The organism is Leisingera sp. S2M4 (assembly GCF_055398055.1).
The window spans coordinates 1,540,609-1,562,001 of the sequence record NZ_AP040861.1 but is presented as its reverse complement, the minus strand read 5'-3'; the positions used below and the strand labels follow the sequence as shown (position 1 = coordinate 1,562,001).

Below are 21,393 nucleotides of genomic sequence, written 5' to 3'. Positions count from 1 at the left end.
TGCGTGACTTATGAAGACCTGGTGCCCGTGATCCGCCGTCTGGCCATCGAGGCTGGTGCAAAGATCATGGAGATCTACAACTCCGACGACTTCGACGTTAAGGTGAAATCGGACGAAAGCCCGGTGACTGCAGCCGATGAAGCTGCGGATGCGTTGATTTCCGCGGGTCTGCGGGCGGCCTTCCCGGACGTGATGCTTGTCACCGAGGAACAGGCTGAGTCCCACCAGGAGCGCGGCGATACCTTCCTGATCGTTGACCCGCTGGACGGCACCAAGGAGTTCATCCACCGACGTGGCGACTTCACGGTCAACATTGCTCTGGTCGAGAACGGCGTTCCGACCCGCGGTGTGGTCTATGCCCCGGCCCGCGAACGCATGTTCTTCACCCTCGCAGATGGCACCGCGGTCGAGGAAACCGGAGCCTTTGATCCGGACACCATCGGCGACACCCGCCCGATCCGGGTCGCCGACAGCGATAATTCCGCCTTGATGGTTGTGGCCTCGAAATCGCATCGCGATCAGGCAACCGACGACTATATCAACAAGTACAACGTGCGGGACATGAAAAGCGCGGGCTCATCGTTGAAATTCTGCCTCGTCGCCACCGGTGAAGCCGATCTCTATCCGCGCGTTGGCCGCACGATGGAGTGGGACACCGCGGCGGGTCACGCCGTCCTGGCAGGTGCCGGCGGAAAAGTGGTGCGCTTCGACGATCATTCCCCCCTAGTTTACGGTAAAGAGGGCTATGCCAACCCGTTTTTCATCGCTTACGCTCCGGCCGTGGAGTTGAAAGAAGCCTGATGTCCGTTCTGATTGTCATTCCCGCCCGCTACGCCTCTACCCGTTATCCGGGCAAACCGCTCGTTCCGCTGACCGGGGCAACCGGTGTCCAACGCACCTTGGTGGAGCGCTCCTGGCGGGCGGCCTGCTCCGTGCAGGGCGTGGAGCGCGTTGTTGTTGCAACGGATGACGATCGCATCAAACAGGCTGCCGAGGGGTTCGGCGCCGAAGTGGTGATGACCTCCGAGAGCTGCGCCAACGGCACTGAGCGTTGCGCCGAAGCCCATGCCAAACTGGGCGGTGGCTATGACATCGTAGTCAACCTGCAGGGGGACGCCCCCCTGACGCCCCATTGGTTCGTCGAGGATCTGGTGGCAGGGCTGCGCGCGGCGCCGAACATGGGGCTGGCGACCCCCGTACTGCGTTGCAATGGCGAGACGTTGAACAGCTTGCTGGCCGATCGCAAGGCTGGCCGCGTCGGTGGTACGACAGCGGTATTTGCCGCGGACCATAGTGCGCTCTATTTTTCAAAGGAGGTGCTGCCGTTTTGCGCAGATAGCTTCGCGGATGGCGAAAAAACGCCGGTGTATCACCATGTCGGTGTATATGCCTACCGCCCGGAGGCGCTGGCAGCATATCCTGATTGGAAGACCGGACCACTGGAGCAGCTTGAAGGGTTGGAACAGTTACGGTTCATGGAAAACGGGCGCAAGGTTCTGTGTGTCGAGGTGGAAGCCCGCGGACGTGAATTCTGGGAGTTGAATAATCCGGAAGATGTGCCGCGACTGGAAGCCATGATGAAAAAAATGGGGTATGAGTGACCGGAGATCGGTATCGAGGATGGAGCTTAAGTTGGTAGAAATGTCGGCATGCGTGCTACGTTTCAGCCCTGCTCTTCAAGTTTTTTTGGGAGTTGGCCGGATACAATACAAGTTCGAGGCTTCGTAAATTGCGAGTAAGCAAAAGAACCGTCCGGGAACATGGATTTGAGAGAAGATCATGCGTAAAAAAGTAACCAAGGCTATTTTCCCGGTTGCAGGCCTGGGTACAAGGTTTCTGCCAGCAACCAAATCCGTTCCCAAGGAAATCATGACCTTGGTTGACCGGCCTCTGGTGCAATATGCCATCGACGAGGCGCGCGCCGCTGGGATCAAGGAATTCATCTTTGTCACCTCTCGCGGCAAGGGCGCGCTGGAGGACTACTTCGACCACTCGCCGGTTCTGGAGCAAGAGCTGCGCAAGAAGGGCAAGGACGAGCTTCTGGAAATCCTGCAAAGCACCAACATGGAATCGGGGGCCATCGCCTACTTGCGCCAGTACAAGGCATTGGGACTGGGGCATGCGGTCTGGTGCGCCCGGCGGCTGATTGCCAATGAACCCTTCGCCGTGATCTTGCCCGATGACGTCATCGCGGCCGAAAAACCATGTCTTCAGCAGATGGTGGAAGCCTACGAGGAGACCGGTGGTAACATGGTGGCTGCGATGGAAGTCGCTCCCGAGAAGACCTCTTCTTATGGCGTATTGGACGTGAAGGAAGACATGGGGCGGGTGGTTTCCGCCAATGGAATGGTCGAAAAGCCGAAAGCCGAAGATGCACCGTCGAATCTCGCGGTGATCGGACGCTATATCCTGGCGCCTTCCGTCCTGAAGAACCTCAACAAGATGAAACAGGGCGCCGGTGGCGAGATCCAGCTGACGGATGCCATTGCTGAGGACATTGCCAAGGACGTTCCGGTGTATGGCTACCGTTTCCAGGGTGAACGGTTCGACTGTGGCTCCAAGGCGGGGTTCCTGCAGGCGACGGTGGCATTCGCGCTGGCACGGGATGAATTGCGCGATGATCTGATGAGCTACATCACCGAGATCGCGCAGGTCGGCAAGGCCGCGCAGTAAACACGCCGCTTTCAGGACATGACACATGGGCCGCCCCAACCGGGGTGGCCGACAATGGGACAAAGACAGTGACCAATATCCTCGTGACTGGAGGTGCCGGCTACATCGGCTCTCATGCTTGCAAGGCTCTGAAAGCCGCAGGCTACACTCCCGTAACCTATGACAATCTGATAACCGGCTGGCAGCAGGCGGTGAAATTCGGTCCCTTCGAGCAAGGCGATTTGAATGACCGCGCGCGGCTGGACGAGGTCTTTGCCAAGTATGAACCGGCTGCGGTGATGCATTTCGCCGCCCTGAGCCAGGTCGGCGAAGCGATGAGCGAGCCGGGCCGCTACTGGGCCAACAACACTGGCGGTTCACTGAACCTCATCGAGGCCGCGGTTGCGGCGGGGTGCCTTGAATTCGTCTTTTCCTCGACCTGCGCCACCTATGGTGAGCATGACAACGTGGTTCTGGATGAAAATACGCCCCAGCAGCCGTTGAATGCCTATGGTGCCTCCAAGCACGCGGTTGAAAACATTCTCAAGGATTTTGGCGCGGCGCACGGGCTGCGGTCGGTGATCTTCCGCTATTTCAACGTTGCTGGGGCCGATCCTGAGGCCGAGATCGGCGAGTTCCATCGCCCGGAAACCCATCTTGTGCCGCTGGTGCTGGATGCGATTGCTGGCAAACGCGACGCGCTGACCATCTTTGGCACCGATTACGACACGCCGGATGGTACCTGTATTCGCGATTACGTCCATGTCTGTGACTTGGTGGATGCGCATGTTCTGGGCCTGAAATGGCTGGAAGACGGCAAGGGCAGCCAGGTCTTCAACCTGGGAACGGGGAGTGGCTTTTCGGTCCGTGAGGTGATGGACCGCGCTGAAGCGGTGACTGGCCAGAAAGTTCCCTGCAATATCGGACCGCGCCGTGCCGGTGATTGTACAAAGCTGGTGTCGGGTTCGACCCGTGCGGTCACGGACCTCGGCTGGGAGCCGCGGCGCTCTACCTTGGACACGATGATTGCCGACGCCTGGAAGTGGCATAAGACAGGCCATTACGAGCGCTGAGCATGCACTCGAGCCCTGCCGCGCCCGATCTGCATCCGCTGAGCCTGACCATGGCTTACAGGATGCGCTGGAAGCGGCGGCGGCTTCTGTGGCGCGCCTTGCGGGCCCGCCACCAATTGCGACTGGTTTCAGCTCGTCGCGCACAGGTTCCGGCTTCGGGCGTTCTGGTCTTCGTGGTGCTGCGCAACGAAGCCGGGCGCCTGCCGTTTTTTCTTCAGCACTATCGCAGGCTTGGAGCGGCGCATTTCTTGGTGGTCGACAATGGCAGTGACGACGGCAGCGCAGAGCTGCTGGCGGCACAGCCTGATGTGACCCTGTGGCAGACAAGGGCCAGTTACCGCGAGGCGCGTTTCGGATTGGACTGGCTGGGCTGGCTGCTGCTTCGGTATGGACACGGACGCTGGTGCCTGACCGTCGATGCGGATGAATTGCTGGCCTACCCCGGGATGCAGGATCATGGACTTGAGGCTCTGTGCCAGCAGCTGGAGACGCTGGGGCAGCAGGGTCTTGGCACCCTGATGTTGGACCTTTTCCCGAAGGGAGCATTGGGGGACCAGAGCTATGCGTCAGGGCAAAACCCATTGGATGTGCTACCGTGGTTTGATGCAGGCCCTTATCGCGCTGTGCGGCAACCGCCGCTCGGCAATCTCTGGGTGCAGGGCGGCACCCGAGAGAGGGTGTTTTTCGCGGAGCAGCCGGAACGCTCTCCGACGCTGAACAAGATTCCGCTGCTGCGTTGGAACCGGCGCTATGCCTATGTGAATTCGACCCATTCCCTACTGCCACCGCGGTTGAACGGCATGTACAGCGGGCCGGGCGGAAACGCGCCTTCGGGCGTGTTGCTGCACACGAAGTTTCTGCCAGAAGTCGTCGCCAAATCGCGCACGGAAAAGGCGCGTCGGCAACATTTCCATACGCCAGAGAACTTTGACCATTACTACGATCAAATCGCCTCGGCGCCGGACCTGTGGCACGAGGGTGCGCAGCGTTACAAGGGGCCGGAGCAACTGGTCGAGCTTGGCTTGATGCGCTCCGCCTGGCGCTAGGCTGCAGCGGATGTTGCGCGTGCGCCGAGCGGCCGCGTAACCGTTTCTAAGTACGTTGTTAATATACTGCCCCCGTGACATATTGTGCAAAGTTCCGATGCGGGCAGACTGGGAGCGGCCTCGCAAGGCGCTTCTTGGGCAGGGATGGAGTTGACGTGGGGCTTTGGGATTCTTACCGGATGCGCTTGCGGCGCAAGCGGCGCCTGATCCGGGCCGTACGGAAATCGGCCGAGCTGACACTGCTTCAGGACAACACCCGGTCCATCCGTCCCGACGATATCCTGCTGGTCTGCACGATGCGAAACGAGCAGATTCGCCTGCCGTATTTTCTGGAGTACTACCGCAATCTGGGGATCGGCCATTTCCTGTTCGTCGACAATGGCTCGACCGATGGCACGGCCGATTACCTGCGCGGGATGGCCGACGTCTCGCTCTGGCACACAGACGCGAGTTACCGGCGCGCAGGGTACGGCATCGACTGGATGAATTATCTCAAACGCCGCTATGCGCACGGGCATTGGGTTCTGGTCGTCGACCCGGATGAGTTCTTCATCTATCCCTTCTGCGATACACGCCCTATTCGCGCCCTGACAGACTGGCTGGACAATTCGGATCTTCGTAGTTTTGCGGCGATGTTGATCGACGTCTACCCCAAGGGGCGGATCGATGCGGTGCCCTATCAGGCTGGGCAAGATCCGCTGGAGATCGCGCAGTGGTTCGACAGCGGCAACTACATGATCTCGCGCAATCCCGAGTACGGAAACCTGTGGATACAGGGCGGCCCGCGGGCGCGGGTGTTCTTTGCGGATCAGCCGAAGAAGGCGCCGGCGCTGAACAAGATCCCGCTGGTCAAATGGGACCGGCGCTATGCCTATGCCAGCTCTACCCATGCGCTGTTGCCGCGGGGACTGAACCAGGTCTATGCGGCTGATGGCGGCGAAAAGGCCAGCGGTGCGCTGCTGCATGCCAAGTTTCTCGACACCTTCACGGCCAAGGCCAGGGAGGAGCTGTCGCGCAAGCAGCACTACGGCGGCTCGACCGAATATCGCGCCTACGCCGAAAAGTTGGCCGAGCAACCGGACCTCTGGTGCAAGTGGAGTGAGAAATACATCAACTGGCGCCAGCTGGAAATTCTGGGCCTGATGTCCAAGGGGAACTGGGCATGAGCGGGCTGGGCATCGTGATGCTGGTGCACACCTCGCTGGAGCGGGCAGCCCAGGTGGCGCGCCATTGGACGGCGAACGGCTGCCCTGTGGTCCTGCACGTGGACCGCAATGTCAGCACAGAGGATTTCCGCGCGTTCCATAGGGTGCTGGTTGATGATCCGCTGGTTCGCTTCTGCAGCCGTCATCGTTGTGAGTGGGGCACCTGGGGCATCGTGGCCGCCACGCAAGCGGCAAGCGAAGTGATGCTGGAAGAGTTCGCGCAGGTCCGCCATGTCTACCTTGCTTCCGGCTCCTGTCTGCCGCTGCGCCCGGTACAGGAGCTGATCGACTACCTGGCGGAACGTCCGCGCATCGACTTCATCGAAAGCGCAACAACGGCAGATGTGCCATGGATTGTTGGTGGCCTCAGCCATGAGCGGTTCACGCTGCGGTTTCCGTTTTCATGGAAACGGCACCGGCAGCTCTTTGATCGCTATGTTGCCTTGCAGCGGCGTCTGGGCATCCGCCGCCGTATCCCCGACGGGTTGGTGCCGCATATGGGCAGCCAGTGGTGGTGTCTGACACGGCAGACCCTCGAGTCGATTTTGGGGGATCCGCGGCGCTCGGAGTTTGACGCGTATTTTCGCAAGGTCTGGATACCGGACGAAAGTTACTTTCAGTCGCTGGCGCGGCTCTATTCCAGCAATATCGAAAGCCGCTCGCTGACGCTGTCCAAGTTCGATTTTCAGGGCAAGCCTCACATCTTCTACGACGATCATCTGCAAATGCTGCGCCGATCGGATTGCTTTGTCGCGCGCAAGATCTGGCCGCATGCGGAGCGGCTTTACCAGGCGTTTCTGACCGATGCGGACAGAGCGAGGCCGCGTGCCGAGCCGAATCCCGGCAAGATCGACCGTATCTTCGCCAAGGCGGTGGAGCGGCGAACCCGTGGTCGCGCTGGGCTTGTCATGCAAAGCCGCTTTCCCGGCGAGGGCGCGGAACAGGCGATCACCGCTGGACCCTATTCTGTGTTTCAAGGCTTCGCCGAACTGTTCGACGATTTCGAGCCCTGGCTGGCCCGCCAAACCGGTGCGCGGGTACATGGGCACCTGTTCGGACCGGACCGGGCGGAATTTTCCGAGGATCAGAGTTTGGTCAATGGCTGCCTGTCACAAGCGGCGGCGTTGCGGGACTATAATCCCGAAAGTTTCCTGAAGAACCTGATCTGGAACACGCGCGGCGAACGCCAGTGTTTTCAGTTTGGCCCGGCGGACAATCAGGCGGTGAACGGGATGCTGGCGCGCGATGGAAATGCGCAGATATCCGTCATCAGCGGCGCCTGGGCGGTGTCTCTGTTCCGGTCCAGGCGCAGTTTTGCCGACCTCAGACGGCAGGCGGCCCGCCTGCAACAGATCGAGGCGAAACAGCTCGAGAAACTGCGAGAACCCTGGACCCGCGCCCGCGTCCGCATCTGGACAATGGCGGAATTCGTGGAGGCTCCGATGGAACCCTTGCAGGCGGTGCTTGAGGACATGGGCGTCGCCAGCGGGCGAAAATTGCAAGAAGTGCCGACCATGACCAACCTTGAAGGGTTCGGCGAGTTTCTGCAGAATCTGAAGAACCAGGGCATGCATCCCTATCTGATGGGGGACTTCCCGGTTGGGCAAAGCCCGGCCAGCCTGAGCAACACTCCCCGCAAACCCTATCTGGTGCGATGAGGCCCGATGTCGTCTTCTGCAAACTTTGACTATTTTGTCGTCTTCGCTGATATGCGCACCGGCTCCAATTTTCTGGAAGCCAACCTGAATGCCTATGATGGGCTCAGCTGTCACGGTGAGGCGTTCAACCCGCATTTCATTGGCTACCCGAACAGGAGTGATCTGCTGGGCGTCAGCCAATCCATGCGCGAGGTGGACCCGGCGCGTTTGATCGATGTGATCAAGTCCGAACCGGGCGTGCTGGGGGGATTTCGCTACTTCCACGATCACGATCCAAGGGTCTTGGATCTGATGCTCGAAGACCCGCGCTGCGCCAAGATCATCCTGACCCGCAACCCCTTGGACAGCTATGTGTCCCGGAAGATCGCCCAAGCGACCGGGCAGTGGAAACTGACCAATGTGAAACGGCGCAAGGAGGCCAAGGCTGAGTTCGATCCTACGGAATTCGCCTTCCATGTAACGGCCTTGCAGGAGTTTCAGGTCACCTTGCTGAACCGCCTTCAGTCATCGGGTCAGACCGCGTTCTATATTGCTTACGAGGATCTGCAGAACCTCGGGGTGATGAACGGACTGGCGCGCTGGTTGGGCGTGACGCAACAATTGGACGCGTTGGACGAAACGCTCAAGCCGCAGAACCCGGCGCCGGTCCTGTCCAAGGTTTCCAACCCGGAGATGGTGCGGCAGGCGTTGATGTCGATGGACAGCTTCAATCTGACACGCACGCCGAATTTCGAGCCGCGCCGTGGTCCGGCAGTGCCGAGTTACGTTGCGGGGCGTCAGGTTCCGATGCTCTATCTGCCAATCCGGGGCGGCCCCGAAGCGGAAGTGGTGCAGTGGATGGCGACAGTGGAGAAGAGCGAGCCAGACCAGCTGCCAAACGGGATGAACCAGAAGCAGCTGCGCGAGTGGAAGCGCAGCCATGCGGGCTTTCGCAGCTTCACGGTGTTGCGCCATCCGCTTGCACGCGCCCACGCGGTCTTCTGCCGCCGGATCCTCAGCACGGGTGAGAGCAGCTATGGGCCGATCCGCAATACGCTGCGGCGGCAGTTCAAATTGGACCTGCCAGCGGATGGGCCGGGAGCGGGCTATTCGCAATCGCGGCATCGCGAGGCGTTTGCCGGCTTCCTGACCTTCCTCAAGGCCAATCTGGTCGGGCAGACCTCGGTGCGGGTCGATCCCGAATGGGCCAGCCAAAGCCAGATACTGGCTGGCTTCGCCGAGGTCGGATCGCCGGATCTAGTGTTGCGGGAAACGGAGCTGGCGACAGAACTGCCCGCGCTGGCCCGTCGGCTGGGCGCGCAATCGACAGCGCCCGTACCGCAGACGGTGCCGGATATGCCCTATGGACTGGAAGCGATTTACGATGCCGAGTTGGAAAAACTCGCTGCCTCGGTCTACCAGCGCGACTATCTGGCCTTCGGATTCGGGGCCTGGAAACCGTAGTCGTTTCCGTTCAACGCCTGGCGTGGTGCAGCGCTCCGCAAGAGCGCTGCAAGGTGGTCGCTGATGTCAGGAAACCCGCCTTTGCGGGGACGGATCAGGCAGCCTGCACCGATTGGTTCTCGGTCAGGATCGTATACAGCGTGGACGGTTCGTGGTTGGCACGCAGCTTGGTGCAGAAGCTTTGCTCGCGCAGGGTGCGGGACACCAGCGCCAGGGCTTTCAGGTGTTCGACGCCAGCGTCCTCCGGCGCAAAGAGCGCAAAGGCGATGTCGATCGGCTGACGGTCGACCGCACCGAAATCCAGAGGCTTTTCCAGAATCAGGAAGACGCCGCAGACCTCGCTGAGCGTGTCGAGCCGCGCATGCGGCAGGGCGACGCCGTGGCCGACGCCGGTCGGGCCGAGGCTTTCGCGGTCCAGCAGTGCCTCGACCGTCGTTTGGGCGTTCAGACCATAGGCGGTCTGGGCGACATCCGCGATTTCCTGAAACAGGCGCTTCTTGCTGGAGGCCGCACCGATTACCCGGACGGCCTCTGGCTTGAGGATGCTGGAAATCTGCATTTGTCTGCTCCGTTCCGGCGCCCCATTCGGGGGCGCCGATGCATTAGATGTGTTTACGGGTCGATCCAGCCGATGTTGCCGTCCTCGCGGCGGTAGACCACATTCAACCCGTCCTTGCCTTCATTGCGGAAGACCAGGACCGGCGCCCCTGCAAGCTCCATCTGCATCACTGCTTCCCCGACCGACAGTGACGGAATGCGGGTTTCCATTTCAGCGACGATGATCGGTTGCAGGCTTTCCGGCTCTGACTCCACTTCCTCAGACGCGAGGATATACGAATTGGCGCCCAAATGTTCAACCGGTTCGCTACGCTCGCGGTGGTGGTCCTTCAGGCGGCGCTTGTAGCGACGCAGCTGCTTCTCCATTTTTTCGCAGCAACCTTCGAAGGCGGCGTAGATTTCAGTCGCATGTGCCTTGGCCTGGGCATTCAGCCCGGTCGACAGATGAACTGTGGTTTCACACACATATTCATGCGCAGAACGGGAAAAGACCACGGCCGCGTCAGTCGGTCGCTCGGCGTATTTTTGTACAACCGCGCCCAGCTCGTTCTGCACGTGGGTTTGCAGAGCTTCGCCGATGTCGATCTGTTTACCGCTGATTTTGTAACGCATGTGATCTCCTTCACGAATTATTGCGGATGGATCTGCCGCCAAGGCAATCCTTGACGGTGTCGGGTCAGATCCGGATCCGGGGGGATGGCTTGGCGCCGGGATGCATCGCTGCGTGCCTTGTTGCCAAGGTCATCAAGCGGATTGCATCGGTGTGCGCGTATGCCATGGATCAATTCCACGGCAAGTCAGCGGGAGAGTCAATGGAAAGCCGCAAAAAAGAAATGCGGGTTTCAGATACATTATCTGGCGTGCCACCTGCGGCGCGCGGTCAGGAGATCCGAAAGTTGTCGCCGAGGTAGACGCGGCGGACGTTTTCGTTTTCCACCACTTCTTCCGGGCTGCCGGACATCAGCACCTGGCCATCGTGCAGGATATAGGCGCGGTCCACGATTTCCAGCGTCTCGCGCACGTTGTGGTCGGTGATCAGCACGCCGATGCCGCGTTTCTTCAGATCGGCCACCAGGTGGCGGATGTCGCCGACGGAAATCGGATCGACCCCGGCAAAAGGTTCGTCCAGCAGCAGATACTTGGGGTCGGCGGCCAGGCAGCGGGCGATCTCGACGCGACGGCGTTCGCCGCCCGACAGCGCCAGCGCCGGGGCGCGGCGCAGATGTTCGATCGAGAAGTCCGACAACAGTTCTTCCAGACGTTCGCGGCGCTTGTGCTCATGCTTCTGGGAGATATCGAGCACCGCGGAGATGTTGTCTTCCACCGACAGCCCGCGAAAGATCGACATTTCCTGCGGCAGATAGCCGATTCCGAGCCGGGCCCGACGGTACATCGGCAGGCCGGTGACATTCTGGCCGTCGATGCTGACCATGCCGGCCTCGGGAAACACCAGCCCCGCGATCGCGTAGAAGCTGGTGGTCTTGCCCGATCCATTGGGGCCCAGCAGCGCCACGACTTCGCCGCGGTTCAGCGACATCGAGACATCACGGATGACGACTTTCTTGCGGTAGGATTTTCGCAGCTGCTTGATTTGCAGGCCGGAAGTGCCTTCGGTCACGGTCAGGTCGGGTTTGGCCATCAGTTTTCGCCATCCGGATTGAGGATGGTTTTGACCCGGCCTGCCATCCGGGCGGTGCCGGTGGTCAGGTTCACCTCGAGCCGGTTTGACGTCAGGGTGTTGCCAGCCTGGGACAGCAGAACGTCTCCGGTCATCACGATCGTGCCGCTGTCGATGGTATATTCCGCGCGCTGCGATTCCGCGGCGTCCGGTCCGCTGACCAGGAGCACATTTCCGGTTGCTTCCAGACGCTCGATGCCCTTGCGGGTCTGCCCGTCCTCGGCGGTTTTGTAGATGACCAGAACCTTGTCGGCCGACAGGCGCATGATGCCCTGTGCGATCAGGACATTGCCGGTGAATTCAGCGGAGCCGTCAACCTGGCTGACCGCCAGATTGTCCGCCGTCACTTCAACCGGTTGGCTGGGATCTGCTTTCACGGCACCAAAGGCAACCTGCGCGTTTTGAGCCGCGGCGAGACCGGGATAAAGGCCAAGGGGCAGGGCCAGCGGGAAGCAAAATATCAATGCGCGCAAATAAGACACTGGTCATCTTTCCGGTTGCTGGGGATCGTATATCAGCTTCACCCCGTTTTTGAATAGCATATGGACCGTCCCATCCTCAGATTCGGAGGAGATCCGCATGTTGCCCGCCGTCAGTCGACCAAGCGGCCCGGTGGCCTGCACCGGACCGGGGCTGCTGGCTTCCAACCCGTCGAGAGCGGCATTCAGCGTCTCGGTTTCCACGATCAGCCCCTGTGTCGAGGTGATGGTCACACCACCGGTGAATTCGGCCGTGGCCTGGCCCGGTTGTATCGATCCGGTCTGTGACGCCAGGGTGATCCGTCCGCCACGGGCAAGCCTGAAATTTGCCGACACTTCGCTAGCCACCGCAGGGGCGTCGGCTCCACCAGGGCGGGCGAGGGCGGCCGAGACCATGATTTCATCCCCCTGCGCCGTGGTGCCCGAGAAGAAAGGCGCAGTCACCTGCTGGCCTTTCATCCGGTCCTCGATTTCCTTTTGCGCAAAGGGGATGACGGCCTCGGTATTGCTGCCGCGCGAGATCAGGAACAGGGTCGACATCAGCGCCAGGGCCGCCAGCGGCATCAGCACCTTCAGATAGGCGACGGCTCTGGAGTGGCTGTCCATGTCCTGACCTCCCGTGGCCCGATGTCAGCCCAGGCCTGCGCGGAGGCAGTCGTGGATGTGCAGCAAGCCTTGAGGACGTTGCTGGCTGGCAGCATCCGTCACGAACAGACAGGTGATCTTGCGCTTGTTCATCACGGCCACGGCTTCTTCGGCCATGGAATCCGGAGCGATGGTCGCGGGAGATGCGGTCATTACCTCGGCAGCGGTCTTGTCCAGCAGCCCCTGCATGTGGCGGCGCAGGTCGCCGTCGGTGATGATGCCTGCAAGGGCGCCATCGGCGGCAACCACACCGGCCACGCCAAAGCCCTTCTGGCTGATTTCGATCAGCACATCGGCCATCGGGGCATCGCCCGCAACCAGCGGCAGGGCCTCATCCGCATGCATCAGATCGCGCACCTTGCTGAGCTGTGCGCCCAGCTTGCCGCCGGGATGGAAGTCGCGGAAGTTCTCGGGCCGGAAATCGCGGTGCTTCATCAGAGCGATGGCCAGTGCATCCCCCATCGCCAGCGTCAGCGTGGTTGAGATTGACGGAACCATGCCGAAGCCGCAGGCCTCGCCCAGCGAGGGAATTTGCAGGTGAACGTCGGCCTGTTTCATCAGGGTGCTGTCCATCTTGGAGGACAGGCCGATCAGCGGAATCCCGAAGCGGCGGGTGAAGGCCAGCAGGTTCGCCAGCTCCGGCGCCTCGCCGGAGTTCGATATCGCCAGGACGACGTCGCCTTGTGACAGCATGCCCAGATCGCCATGGCTGGCCTCGGCCGGGTGCACGAAATAGGCGGGCGTCCCGGTGGAGGCGAGGGTCGCCGCGATCTTGTGGCCGATATGGCCGGACTTGCCGATGCCGCTGATGATGATGCGGCCCTTGGCCTCGAGGATCATCTGCACCGCTTGGGCAAACCGGTCGTCAAGGCTCTCGGCCAGGACGTTCAGGGCGTTGGCCTCGTCGGTGATCACCTGGCGGGCGGTGTGCAGGAACTTTTCTGTATCGGTCATGAGTGTGCAAAGATGTCGATTTCGGGCCAGCCGGCCAGGTCAAGTTTGGCGCGCATCGGCAGGAAGTCGAAACAGGCCTGGGCCATTTCCGTCCGCCCTTCGCGGGCCAGCCGTTTGTCGAGTGCATTGCGCAGCCGGTGCAGGTGCAGCACGTCCGAGGCGGCGTAGTCCAGCTGCGCCTCGCTCAGTTCGGCGGCGCCCCAGTCGCTCATCTGCTGCTGTTTCGAGATGTCGATGCCCAGCAGTTCCTGGGTGAGGTTCTTCAGCCCGTGGCGGTCGGTATAGGTGCGCACCAGGCGACTGGCGATCTTGGTGCAATAGACCGGGGCCGTCAGCGCGCCAAAGGCGTGGTACAGTGCGGCGATGTCGAAACGGCCAAAGTGGAACAGCTTCAGCACATCGGGATCTTCCAGCATCCGGCACAGGTTGGGCGCTTCGGTCTGTCCCTTGGCGATCTGCACGATATGGGCGTCGCCATCCCCGCCGGACAGCTGGACCACGCACAGCCGGTCGCGATGCGGGTTCAATCCCATGGTTTCGCAGTCGATGGCAACAACGGGACCGAGGTCCAGCCCGTCGGGCAGGTCGTTCTTGTACAGGTGGTTGGCCACTGGAATTCCCTTTAGATGATCACCGCGTCGGCAGCGACGATTGGCAGCATTGCAGTGGAAATAGGCACTTTGGCTGTCAAACTCAACTGCGCTGAAGCCGACTGGTTTACATATGCCTGATCGGGCTGCCGATCGGCATGGCTGTAGGTGTCGCTTATCGGGGAATGGTGCCCAGGAGAGGACTCGAACCTCCACGTCCATACGGACACTAGCACCTGAAGCTAGCGCGTCTACCAATTCCGCCACCTGGGCAGGTGTCGTGCAGGCGCGTATAAGCAGGTTTTCAGGGGTCGTCAAACGGAAAACGACGATCACGCCGCCGCAGCGTCATGGTTCTGTGATGCGCGTGGTTTAGGTCTGAAGGCATGCAACCAGCCGGGGTCAGACCTGTGAAATACCGCACGATCTTCCTGTCGGACATTCATCTGGGGACACCGGGCTGCCAGGCCGATCTGCTGCTGGATTTCCTCAACCGACATGAGGCCGCGCAATACTACCTGGTGGGCGATATCGTCGATGCCTGGCGGATCCGGCGCAAGGGCTTCCTGTGGCCGCAGGCACATAACGACGTGGTGCAGGCGCTGCTGGAAAAGGCCCATGGTGGTGCCCGGATCTACCTGATTCCCGGCAACCATGACGAATTCCTGCGCTCCTACCTTGGCACCCATTTCGGTGGCATCGAGGTCTGCCGCAGCGCCGATTTCACGGCCGCCGACGGCAAGCGCTACCTGGTGACCCACGGCGACCAGTTCGATTCGGTTGTGGTCAATGCCCGCTGGCTCGCCCATCTGGGGGACCGGGCCTATGACTTCATGCTGTGGCTCAACACCCACATCAACCGGGCGCGGCACCTGTGGGGCGGGCAGTACTGGTCGCTGTCGAAATGGGCCAAGCACCAGGTGAAGCAGGCGGTCAACTTCATCAGCGAATACGAAGCGGTGCTGAGCGCCGAGGCCCGGCGCGGCGGCTATGACGGGGTGATCTGCGGCCATATCCACAGCGCCGCAATCCGCGATCTGGACGGGATCGCCTATGTGAACACCGGCGATTGGGTCGAAAGCTGCACCGCGGTGGTGGAGCTGGAGGACGGCCGCCTGGCGCTGATCGACTGGGAGCATACCGCCCGCAAGGCGCGGCACCGCGACCGGGCCAGGCGCGCCCGGCGCAGGCAAAGGCAACTGGAAAATGTTTGAAGGGACGCGCGTTAGATGACGATGACCGCACAGGCACAGCTGGATGCAGCGGTGCTGCAAGAGAGCGACGCGGCAACCGGGCGGCTGGAGCGGCTGTTCTCCCGGCTGTTTCTGGGGCTGGTCTATCCGCAGATCTGGGAGGATCCGGCGGTGGACATGGAGGCGCTGGAGATTACGCCGCAGGACAACCTGGTCTGCATCGCCTCGGGCAGCTGCAACCTGTTGTCCTATCTGGCCGCCGGGCCTGCCTCTGTCACCGGGGTGGATCTGTCGCCCGCCCATGTGGCGCTGGGCCGGTTGAAGCTGGCGGCGGCGCAGGCGCTGCCCGACCACGCGGCCTTCTACCAGTTTTTTGGCCGCGCCGACATGGAGGCCAACCGCGCCCTGTACGAGCGCTACATCCGGGACCATCTGGACCCGGAGACGCGGGCGTTCTGGGACGGCCGTCGCCTGCTGCGCCGACGGATCTCGGTGTTTCAGACCGGGTTCTACCGCCACGGGCTGCTGGGGCGTTTTCTGGGCGCGGTGCATCTGGTGGCGCGGCTGGGGCAGGTGGATTTCGCGCCGCTGCTGGCGGCGCGCACCCTGGCAGAGCAGCGGGCGTTCTTTGATCAAAAGATCGCGCCGCTGTTCGATATGCGGCTGGTGCGCCTGCTGGCGGGCTTTCGCGCCTCGCTGTTCGGTCTCGGCATTCCACCCGCGCAGTATGACAAATTGGCCGCGGATGGCGGCGGCGATGTGCTGCCGGTTCTGCGCGAGCGGGTGCGCAAGCTGATGTGCGATTTCCCGATCCGGCAAAATTACTTTGCCTGGCAGGCCTTTGGCCGCTGCTACGACCCGGCACCGGATGCGTCGCTGCCGCCCTATCTGCAGGCGCAGAACTTTGCCGCGCTGCGCCTCCATGCAGCCCGCGGGCGGTTGGTCAACCGCTCGCTGACCGATCTGCTGGCGGCAGAGCCGACGGGGTCGAAACAGGGGTATGTGCTGCTCGATGCGCAGGACTGGATGAACGACGCGCAGCTGAACGCGCTGTGGCAGGAGATCACCCGCACCGCCAGCCCCGGCGCGCGCGTCATATTCCGAACCGGCGGCGCGGCGGACATCCTGCCGGGGCGGGTCCGTGCCGAGATTCTCGACCGCTGGCAGTACGATGCCGAAGGGGCTGCCCGCGGCACCGCAGCTGACCGCTCCGCCATCTACGGCGGCTTCCATCTTTACCGGTTTCAGGGGTGATGCCGATGCTGGATACCGTTTCCCGATCCCACGCAGCGCTGATGGACGAGACCTACCGCCATCAGCGGCTGATCTATGATGTGACACGCAAGTATTACCTGTTCGGGCGCGACCAGCTGATTGCCGGGCTGGCACCGGGGCAGGGCACCCATGTGCTGGAGGTGGCCTGCGGCACCGGGCGCAACCTGCATCTGGCGGCGCGGAAGTATCCGCACAGCGCCTTTTACGGGCTGGATATCTCGGACGAGATGCTGAATTCCGCCCGCGCCAAGCTGGGCGACCATGTGCAGCTGGCGCGGGCCGATGCCTGCCACTTCGATGGCGGGCAGCTGTTCCGGCGGGCGCAGTTCGACCGGGTGTTCATCTCTTACGGGCTGTCGATGATCCCGGACTGGCAGGCGGCGCTGCACATGGCCTGCGCCCATCTGGCGCCGGGCGGGCAGCTGCATGTGGTCGATTTCTCCGATCTGCACGGCTGGCCAATGTGGTGCCGACGCGGGCTGAACCGCTGGCTGGGCCGGTTCCACGTCACCCCGAGGCTGGAGCTGGAGGCGGCGCTGAACCGCGCCGCCGCCGCGATCGGCGGCAGCGTGCAGCACCGCCAGCTGTACCGCGGCTACGCGCAATACGGGGTGGTGCAGCGGCCGGGCTGAGGTCGCGCGCGCCTTATGCAGGCTCGGCCAGTTGCAGCCCGCCCATCTGCACCAGGTGATCGACGATCTGCGCCACCCCCTGACGGTGGCGCAGGGCGGAGAACACGAAGGGCCGTCCCTTCCGCATCCGGCCAGCGTCGCGCTCCATCACCTCAAGCGAGGCGCCGACATGCGGCGCGAGGTCGGTCTTGTTGATGATCAGCAGGTCGGACTTGGTGATCGCCGGGCCGCCCTTGCGGGGGATTTCCTCGCCTGCGGCGACGTCGATCACATAGAGAGTCAGATCTGCCAGCTCGGGGCTGAAGGTGGCCGACAGGTTGTCGCCGCCGCTTTCAATCAGCACCACGTCGACCTCCGGGTGGCGCGCCTGCATCTCTGCCACCGCGGCGAGATTGATCGAGGCATCCTCGCGGATGGCGGTATGCGGGCAGCCGCCGGTCTCCACGCCGATGATGCGGTCCTGCGGCAGGATCTGCATCCGCATCAGCGCCTCGGCGTCCTCGCGGGTGTAGATGTCGTTGGTGATGACCCCCACTGAACAGCGGTTGCGCAGCGCCTCGGCAAGGGCAGCGGTCAGGGTGGTCTTGCCGGCGCCGACGGGGCCGCCGATGCCCACGCGCAGCGGGCCGTTTTGACTGCTCATGTCCGGAAAATCCTTGAATATTGGGTTTCATGTTGCATGGACGCGATGTCCGCGAGGAAGGCGGTGGAACTCAGATCTTGCAGGCTGCCCTGCAGCGCCTGCCGGGCAATCTCAGCGCACAGCGGCGTCAGATCGCGGGTCAGGCGCTGGGCGTCGGTCTGGCCCAGCGGCACCAGCCGGGTGGCCACTGCGACGAGGTTGGCGGCGAAGGCCTGCAGGAACATCTGCGTGGTCAGCAGCAGCGGCAGATGCTGCAGCCGCGCGGCGCGCCCCACAGCGACAGGATAGGTTAGCCCGGCCAGCTCCAGCGCCCAGACATCGCCGGTGACGGTGCCAAAGGCCTGCCCGAGCAATGCCGTTTCCTTCAGCCGTTCGGCCGAGGCGCAGAAGGCGCGGGCGGCAGCGTCGATTTCGGCCAGTTCGCCAGCATCTTCTGCGCGGTAGGCCGCCGTCAGCAACAGCGCGTCGGACCGGCCCGAGCCATGGTCCAGAACATCCGTGATCCACGCGCCGGTCTCCTGCGCCGAGGCCACGGTGCCAACATCAATCGCCGCCTCCAGCCCATGCGAATAGGCAAAGCCGCCCACCGGATAGGCAGGCGACAGCCATTGCGTCAGCGTCAGGATGGCAGAGTCAGTGGGCGTGGCCATGGGTCCGCCCGTGGCCGTATGCGCCGCCTTCCGGGGTGAAGGGCTCCACCACCTGGCGGAGCTCGGCGCCCAGTTTTTGCAGCATGTCGCGGATCACGTGATCGCGCTGGATCAGCAGCCGTTCCGCTTCGAGCTGGCAGGGGGTGTGGCGGTTGCCGATGTGCCAGGCCAGCCGCAACAGGTTTTCGCCGCGCACTTCCAGAAGTTCCTCGGGGGCGGCGATGATCTCGATCTCGCGGCCATCTTCCAGCCGGAGCACGCCGCCATGGTCAAGTGAGCGCGTCTGCGCCAGATCGACCAGAAAGGCCTCGCCGGCGTCGGTGGTCAGCATCTTGCGGCGCAGGAAGCGGCCATCGTAGTCGAGTGACACCCGGCCATCCGGCTGGCCGTGTGCATGATCGTGGTATACGCGGGCAGTCAGCATCCGGCTTCTCCCTGTTGGGACCGGACGCTGGACTGCAGATCCGTCAGACGTAATAGGTGTCGCGGAAGACGTGGTGGACGATGTCCTCGCGCTTCAGGCCGCGCTCGGCCAGCTGCGCATCGCTCATATCGTTGAGGCGCTGAACCGCCTGCATGCGAGCGTTGGATTCCGAGATCATCACGAAAGCCTTGCCGATTGCCGACGCGCTGCGGCGCAGGAAGCCCGCCAGATCGAAGGCCGGTGCGGTGGTTTGCGTTGCGTAGTTTGCCATTGGAGATCACTCCTTTACCAGTGAACTCCTCCCTATGGCTCAGAACATATGCTGCAGGTGCAGCAATTGGTAGGGCGGTCGCCGCAAAGCCGGGATGTGTGCAGCGCAATGCCGGATTTTTGATCATCTGATGCTCCTGATGCATGATTTCAGTACAGGAAATACCGCTGCGCCATCGGCAGCACTTCGGCGGGCTGGCAGGTCAGCAGTTCGCCGTCTGCGCGCACCTCGTAGGTTTCGGGGTCGACCTCCACCTGCGGGGTGGCAGTGTTCAGCCGCAGGTCCCGCTTGCCGATGTCGCGGGTGTTGCGCACTGCCACGGTCTGCTTGGCGAGCCCCAGGCGGTCGCCGATCCCATCTGCCTGCGCGGCCTCGGAGACGAAGGTGACGGCGGAATGTTCGACCGCCCGCCCGAAAGCGGCGAACATCGGGCGGCTGTAGACCGGCTGCGGCGTCGGGATGGAGGCGTTGGGATCGCCCATCTGAGCGCAGGCAATGGTGCCGCCCAACAGCACCATCTCTGGCTTAACCCCGAAAAACGCGGGGTTCCACAGCACCAGATCGGCGCGCTTGCCGGGCTCGATTGAGCCGATCTCGTGGCTGAGACCATGCGCGATGGCCGGGTTGATGGTGTATTTTGCGATATAGCGGCGGACGCGGAAGTTGTCGTTGTCGCCGGTCTCTTCCGGCAGTCGGCCGCGCTGTTTCTTCATCTTGTCGGCGCTCTGCCAGGTGCGGATCAGCACCTCGCCCACCCGGCCCATGGCCTGGCTGTCGGAGGCGATGATCGAAAACGCGCCCATGTCGTGCAGGATGTCCTCGGCGGCGATGGTCTCGCGCCGGATGCGGCTTTCGGCAAAGGCGACGTCCTCGGGGATCGACTTGTCGAGGTGATGGCAGACCATGAGCATGTCGAGGTGTTCCTCGACGGTGTTCACGGTGAAGGGACGCGTCGGGTTGGTCGAGGAGGGCAGAACGTGGTTCTCGCCGCAGATCTTGATGATGTCCGGCGCATGGCCGCCGCCCGCACCTTCGGTGTGGAAGGCGTGGATGGTGCGGCCCTTCATGGCGCCGACCGTATGTTCGACAAAGCCGGATTCATTGAGCGTGTCGGTGTGGATCATCACCTGCACGTCCATCGCGTCCGCCACCCCGAGGCAGCAATCGATGGCGGCGGGGGTGGTGCCCCAGTCCTCGTGCAGCTTCAGCGCGCAGGCGCCGCCCTTCACCTGTTCCTCGATGGCGGCGGGCAGCGAGGCGTTGCCCTTGCCCGCAAAGGCGAGGTTCATCGGAAAGGCGTCCGCTGCCTGCAGCATTCGCCCGATATGCCAGGGGCCGGGGGTGCAGGTGGTGGCCAGCGTGCCATGGGCCGGGCCGGTGCCGCCGCCCAGCATGGTGGTCAGGCCGGAATGCAGCGCATCCTCGATCTGCTGCGGGCAGATGAAGTGGATGTGGCTGTCAAAGCCGCCCGCGGTCAGGATGCGGCCCTCGCCGGCGATCACCTCGGTGCCGGGGCCCGCGATGATGTCGACGCCGGACTGGGTGTCCGGGTTGCCCGCCTTGCCGATCTTGGCGATGCGGCCGTCCTTCAGCCCGACGTCGGCCTTGTAGATGCCGGAGTGGTCGACGATCAGCGCATTGGTGATGACGGTGTCCATCGCGCCCTCGGCGCGGGTGGCCTGCGACTGGCCCATGCCGTCGCGGATCACCTTGCCGCCGCCGAACTTGACCTCCTCGCCATAGGTGGTCAGGTCGCGCTCCACCTCGATCACCAGATCGGTGTCGGCGAGCCGCAGCCTGTCGCCGGTGGTGGGGCCGAACATGGCGGCGTAATCCGCACGGTTGATTGTTGCCGGCATCAGAGCGCCCCCATGACCTGTTGATTGAAACCGAAGATGCGGCGCGCGCCGCCGAACGGGATCAGCTGCACCTCGCGGCGCTGGCCCGGCTCGAACCGCACGGCGGTGCCGGGGGCGATGTCCAGCCGCAGCCCGCGTGCCGCGGCACGGTCAAACTCCAGCGCCGGGTTGGTTTCGGCGAAATGATAGTGCGAGCCGACCTGTACCGGGCGGTCGCCGGTGTTTGCGACCATCAGCGTCACCGCCTTGGCGCCCGCGTTCAGGGTGATTTCGCCCGCGGCCGGGAACAGCTCGCCGGGGATCATTTCGGCAGCTTCGACAGCAGGAAGACGGCAATCGCGGCCACCACCGCCAGGCCGGCACCCAAAGTGGCGTAATCGATGCCATGGGCGTGCACATGGGGCTGGCTGTGGGCCATCGCGGGACCGGAGAGGATTAGCGCGGGAAACAGGATGCGGTTCATGG

At 62.8% G+C, this 21,393-nt stretch carries 25 protein-coding genes and 1 tRNA gene; 11 read left to right on the top strand and 15 right to left on the bottom strand.

The features are described from left to right. The first annotated feature begins 3 nt into the window (after positions 1-3). From cysQ to ACZ52D_RS07595, 8 genes are all read left to right on the top strand, one after another. On the top strand, positions 4-801 hold the full coding sequence (cysQ, locus tag ACZ52D_RS07630) for a 3'(2'),5'-bisphosphate nucleotidase CysQ (protein ID WP_464443041.1): 798 nt from the start codon (positions 4-6) through the stop codon (positions 799-801). After that, a complete protein-coding gene (gene kdsB, locus ACZ52D_RS07625; RefSeq protein WP_369929817.1) occupies positions 801-1,601 on the top strand; it encodes a 3-deoxy-manno-octulosonate cytidylyltransferase in 801 nt (266 codons plus the stop codon). The genes cysQ and kdsB overlap by 1 nt, the downstream gene beginning before the upstream one ends. Positions 1,602-1,779: 178 nt before the next feature. Then, positions 1,780-2,673: a UTP--glucose-1-phosphate uridylyltransferase GalU gene (gene galU / locus ACZ52D_RS07620; RefSeq protein WP_464443040.1), complete on the top strand. Its 894-nt coding sequence runs from the start codon at positions 1,780-1,782 to the stop codon at positions 2,671-2,673. Positions 2,674-2,741: 68 nt separating this feature from the next. Then, on the top strand, positions 2,742-3,725 hold the full coding sequence (gene galE, locus ACZ52D_RS07615; protein WP_464443039.1) for a UDP-glucose 4-epimerase GalE: 984 nt from the start codon (positions 2,742-2,744) through the stop codon (positions 3,723-3,725). A gap of 2 nt (positions 3,726-3,727) precedes the next feature. Beyond that, entirely contained in the window at positions 3,728-4,771 is a 1,044-nt protein-coding gene (locus ACZ52D_RS07610) for a glycosyltransferase family 2 protein (RefSeq protein ID WP_369929820.1), read from the top strand. 179 nt (positions 4,772-4,950) lie between these two features. Next, positions 4,951-5,937: a glycosyltransferase family 2 protein gene (locus ACZ52D_RS07605; RefSeq protein ID WP_369930224.1), complete on the top strand. Its 987-nt coding sequence runs from the start codon at positions 4,951-4,953 to the stop codon at positions 5,935-5,937. Beyond that, entirely contained in the window at positions 5,934-7,634 is a 1,701-nt protein-coding gene (locus ACZ52D_RS07600) for a DUF5927 domain-containing protein (protein ID WP_464443038.1), read from the top strand. Before ACZ52D_RS07605 ends, ACZ52D_RS07600 begins: the two co-directional genes overlap by 4 nt. 6 nt (positions 7,635-7,640) lie before the next feature. Next, the gene (locus ACZ52D_RS07595; protein WP_464443037.1) at positions 7,641-9,077 is read left to right on the top strand and encodes a nodulation protein NodH; all 1,437 of its coding nucleotides are present in this window, start codon (positions 7,641-7,643) and stop codon (positions 9,075-9,077) included. Between the two features lie 94 nt (positions 9,078-9,171). On the opposite strand, the gene ACZ52D_RS07590 is transcribed toward ACZ52D_RS07595, so the two are convergent. The 8 genes from ACZ52D_RS07590 to ACZ52D_RS07555 all read right to left on the bottom strand — a co-directional run bounded on the left by ACZ52D_RS07590 (position 9,172) and on the right by ACZ52D_RS07555 (position 14,254). Then, positions 9,172-9,636 (bottom strand): PTS sugar transporter subunit IIA, encoded by a 465-nt coding sequence (locus tag ACZ52D_RS07590; protein WP_222454443.1) that lies wholly within the window; start codon positions 9,634-9,636, stop codon positions 9,172-9,174. A 53-nt stretch (positions 9,637-9,689) separates the two neighbouring features. Continuing rightward, positions 9,690-10,247 (bottom strand): ribosome hibernation-promoting factor, HPF/YfiA family, encoded by a 558-nt coding sequence (hpf, locus tag ACZ52D_RS07585; protein ID WP_222454444.1) that lies wholly within the window; start codon positions 10,245-10,247, stop codon positions 9,690-9,692. A 268-nt stretch (positions 10,248-10,515) separates the two neighbouring features. After that, positions 10,516-11,274 (bottom strand): LPS export ABC transporter ATP-binding protein, encoded by a 759-nt coding sequence (gene lptB, locus ACZ52D_RS07580; RefSeq protein WP_222454445.1) that lies wholly within the window; start codon positions 11,272-11,274, stop codon positions 10,516-10,518. Continuing rightward, complete coding sequence (locus ACZ52D_RS07575) at positions 11,274-11,795, bottom strand: LptA/OstA family protein (RefSeq protein WP_369929827.1); 522 nt, start codon at positions 11,793-11,795, stop codon at positions 11,274-11,276. The genes lptB and ACZ52D_RS07575 overlap by 1 nt, the downstream gene beginning before the upstream one ends. A gap of 3 nt (positions 11,796-11,798) precedes the next feature. After that, positions 11,799-12,398, bottom strand: coding sequence for an LPS export ABC transporter periplasmic protein LptC (gene lptC / locus ACZ52D_RS07570; protein ID WP_222454447.1), 600 nt, complete (start codon positions 12,396-12,398; stop codon positions 11,799-11,801). A gap of 24 nt (positions 12,399-12,422) precedes the next feature. Next, positions 12,423-13,391 (bottom strand): KpsF/GutQ family sugar-phosphate isomerase, encoded by a 969-nt coding sequence (locus tag ACZ52D_RS07565; RefSeq protein WP_464443036.1) that lies wholly within the window; start codon positions 13,389-13,391, stop codon positions 12,423-12,425. Next, positions 13,388-14,002, bottom strand: a complete 615-nt coding sequence (locus tag ACZ52D_RS07560) for a ribonuclease D (RefSeq protein ID WP_222454449.1) — start codon at positions 14,000-14,002, stop codon at positions 13,388-13,390. The genes ACZ52D_RS07565 and ACZ52D_RS07560 overlap by 4 nt, the downstream gene beginning before the upstream one ends. Positions 14,003-14,167: 165 nt before the next feature. Beyond that, positions 14,168-14,254 (bottom strand) — tRNA-Leu (locus ACZ52D_RS07555). A 137-nt stretch (positions 14,255-14,391) separates the two neighbouring features. Here ACZ52D_RS07555 and ACZ52D_RS07550 point away from each other — a divergent pair. From ACZ52D_RS07550 to ACZ52D_RS07540, 3 genes are read left to right on the top strand one after another with little or no spacing between them, the layout of a single operon-like run. After that, a complete protein-coding gene (locus tag ACZ52D_RS07550) occupies positions 14,392-15,195 on the top strand; it encodes a UDP-2,3-diacylglucosamine diphosphatase (protein WP_464443035.1) in 804 nt (267 codons plus the stop codon). 15 nt (positions 15,196-15,210) lie between these two features. Further along, positions 15,211-16,428, top strand: a complete 1,218-nt coding sequence (locus ACZ52D_RS07545; RefSeq protein ID WP_464443034.1) for a BtaA family protein — start codon at positions 15,211-15,213, stop codon at positions 16,426-16,428. 5 nt (positions 16,429-16,433) lie between these two features. Next, complete coding sequence (locus tag ACZ52D_RS07540; RefSeq protein WP_464443033.1) at positions 16,434-17,081, top strand: class I SAM-dependent methyltransferase; 648 nt, start codon at positions 16,434-16,436, stop codon at positions 17,079-17,081. Between the two features lie 13 nt (positions 17,082-17,094). On the opposite strand, the gene ureG is transcribed toward ACZ52D_RS07540, so the two are convergent. The 7 genes from ureG to ACZ52D_RS07505 form a co-directional block, all read right to left on the bottom strand. After that, positions 17,095-17,724: an urease accessory protein UreG gene (gene ureG, locus ACZ52D_RS07535; protein WP_369929837.1), complete on the bottom strand. Its 630-nt coding sequence runs from the start codon at positions 17,722-17,724 to the stop codon at positions 17,095-17,097. Then, positions 17,721-18,374: an urease accessory protein UreF gene (locus tag ACZ52D_RS07530; RefSeq protein WP_464443032.1), complete on the bottom strand. Its 654-nt coding sequence runs from the start codon at positions 18,372-18,374 to the stop codon at positions 17,721-17,723. Before ACZ52D_RS07530 ends, ureG begins: the two co-directional genes overlap by 4 nt. Beyond that, positions 18,358-18,798 (bottom strand): urease accessory protein UreE, encoded by a 441-nt coding sequence (gene ureE / locus ACZ52D_RS07525; RefSeq protein ID WP_464443031.1) that lies wholly within the window; start codon positions 18,796-18,798, stop codon positions 18,358-18,360. The genes ACZ52D_RS07530 and ureE overlap by 17 nt, the downstream gene beginning before the upstream one ends. 43 nt (positions 18,799-18,841) lie before the next feature. Next, entirely contained in the window at positions 18,842-19,069 is a 228-nt protein-coding gene (locus ACZ52D_RS07520) for a DUF1127 domain-containing protein (protein WP_464443030.1), read from the bottom strand. Positions 19,070-19,218: 149 nt separating this feature from the next. Further along, positions 19,219-20,928, bottom strand: a complete 1,710-nt coding sequence (ureC, locus tag ACZ52D_RS07515; RefSeq protein ID WP_464443029.1) for an urease subunit alpha — start codon at positions 20,926-20,928, stop codon at positions 19,219-19,221. Further along, positions 20,928-21,233, bottom strand: coding sequence for an urease subunit beta (locus ACZ52D_RS07510; RefSeq protein ID WP_464443028.1), 306 nt, complete (start codon positions 21,231-21,233; stop codon positions 20,928-20,930). Before ACZ52D_RS07510 ends, ureC begins: the two co-directional genes overlap by 1 nt. Beyond that, entirely contained in the window at positions 21,230-21,391 is a 162-nt protein-coding gene (locus ACZ52D_RS07505; RefSeq protein WP_417475469.1) for a hypothetical protein, read from the bottom strand. The genes ACZ52D_RS07510 and ACZ52D_RS07505 overlap by 4 nt, the downstream gene beginning before the upstream one ends. Positions 21,392-21,393: the final 2 nt, after the last annotated feature.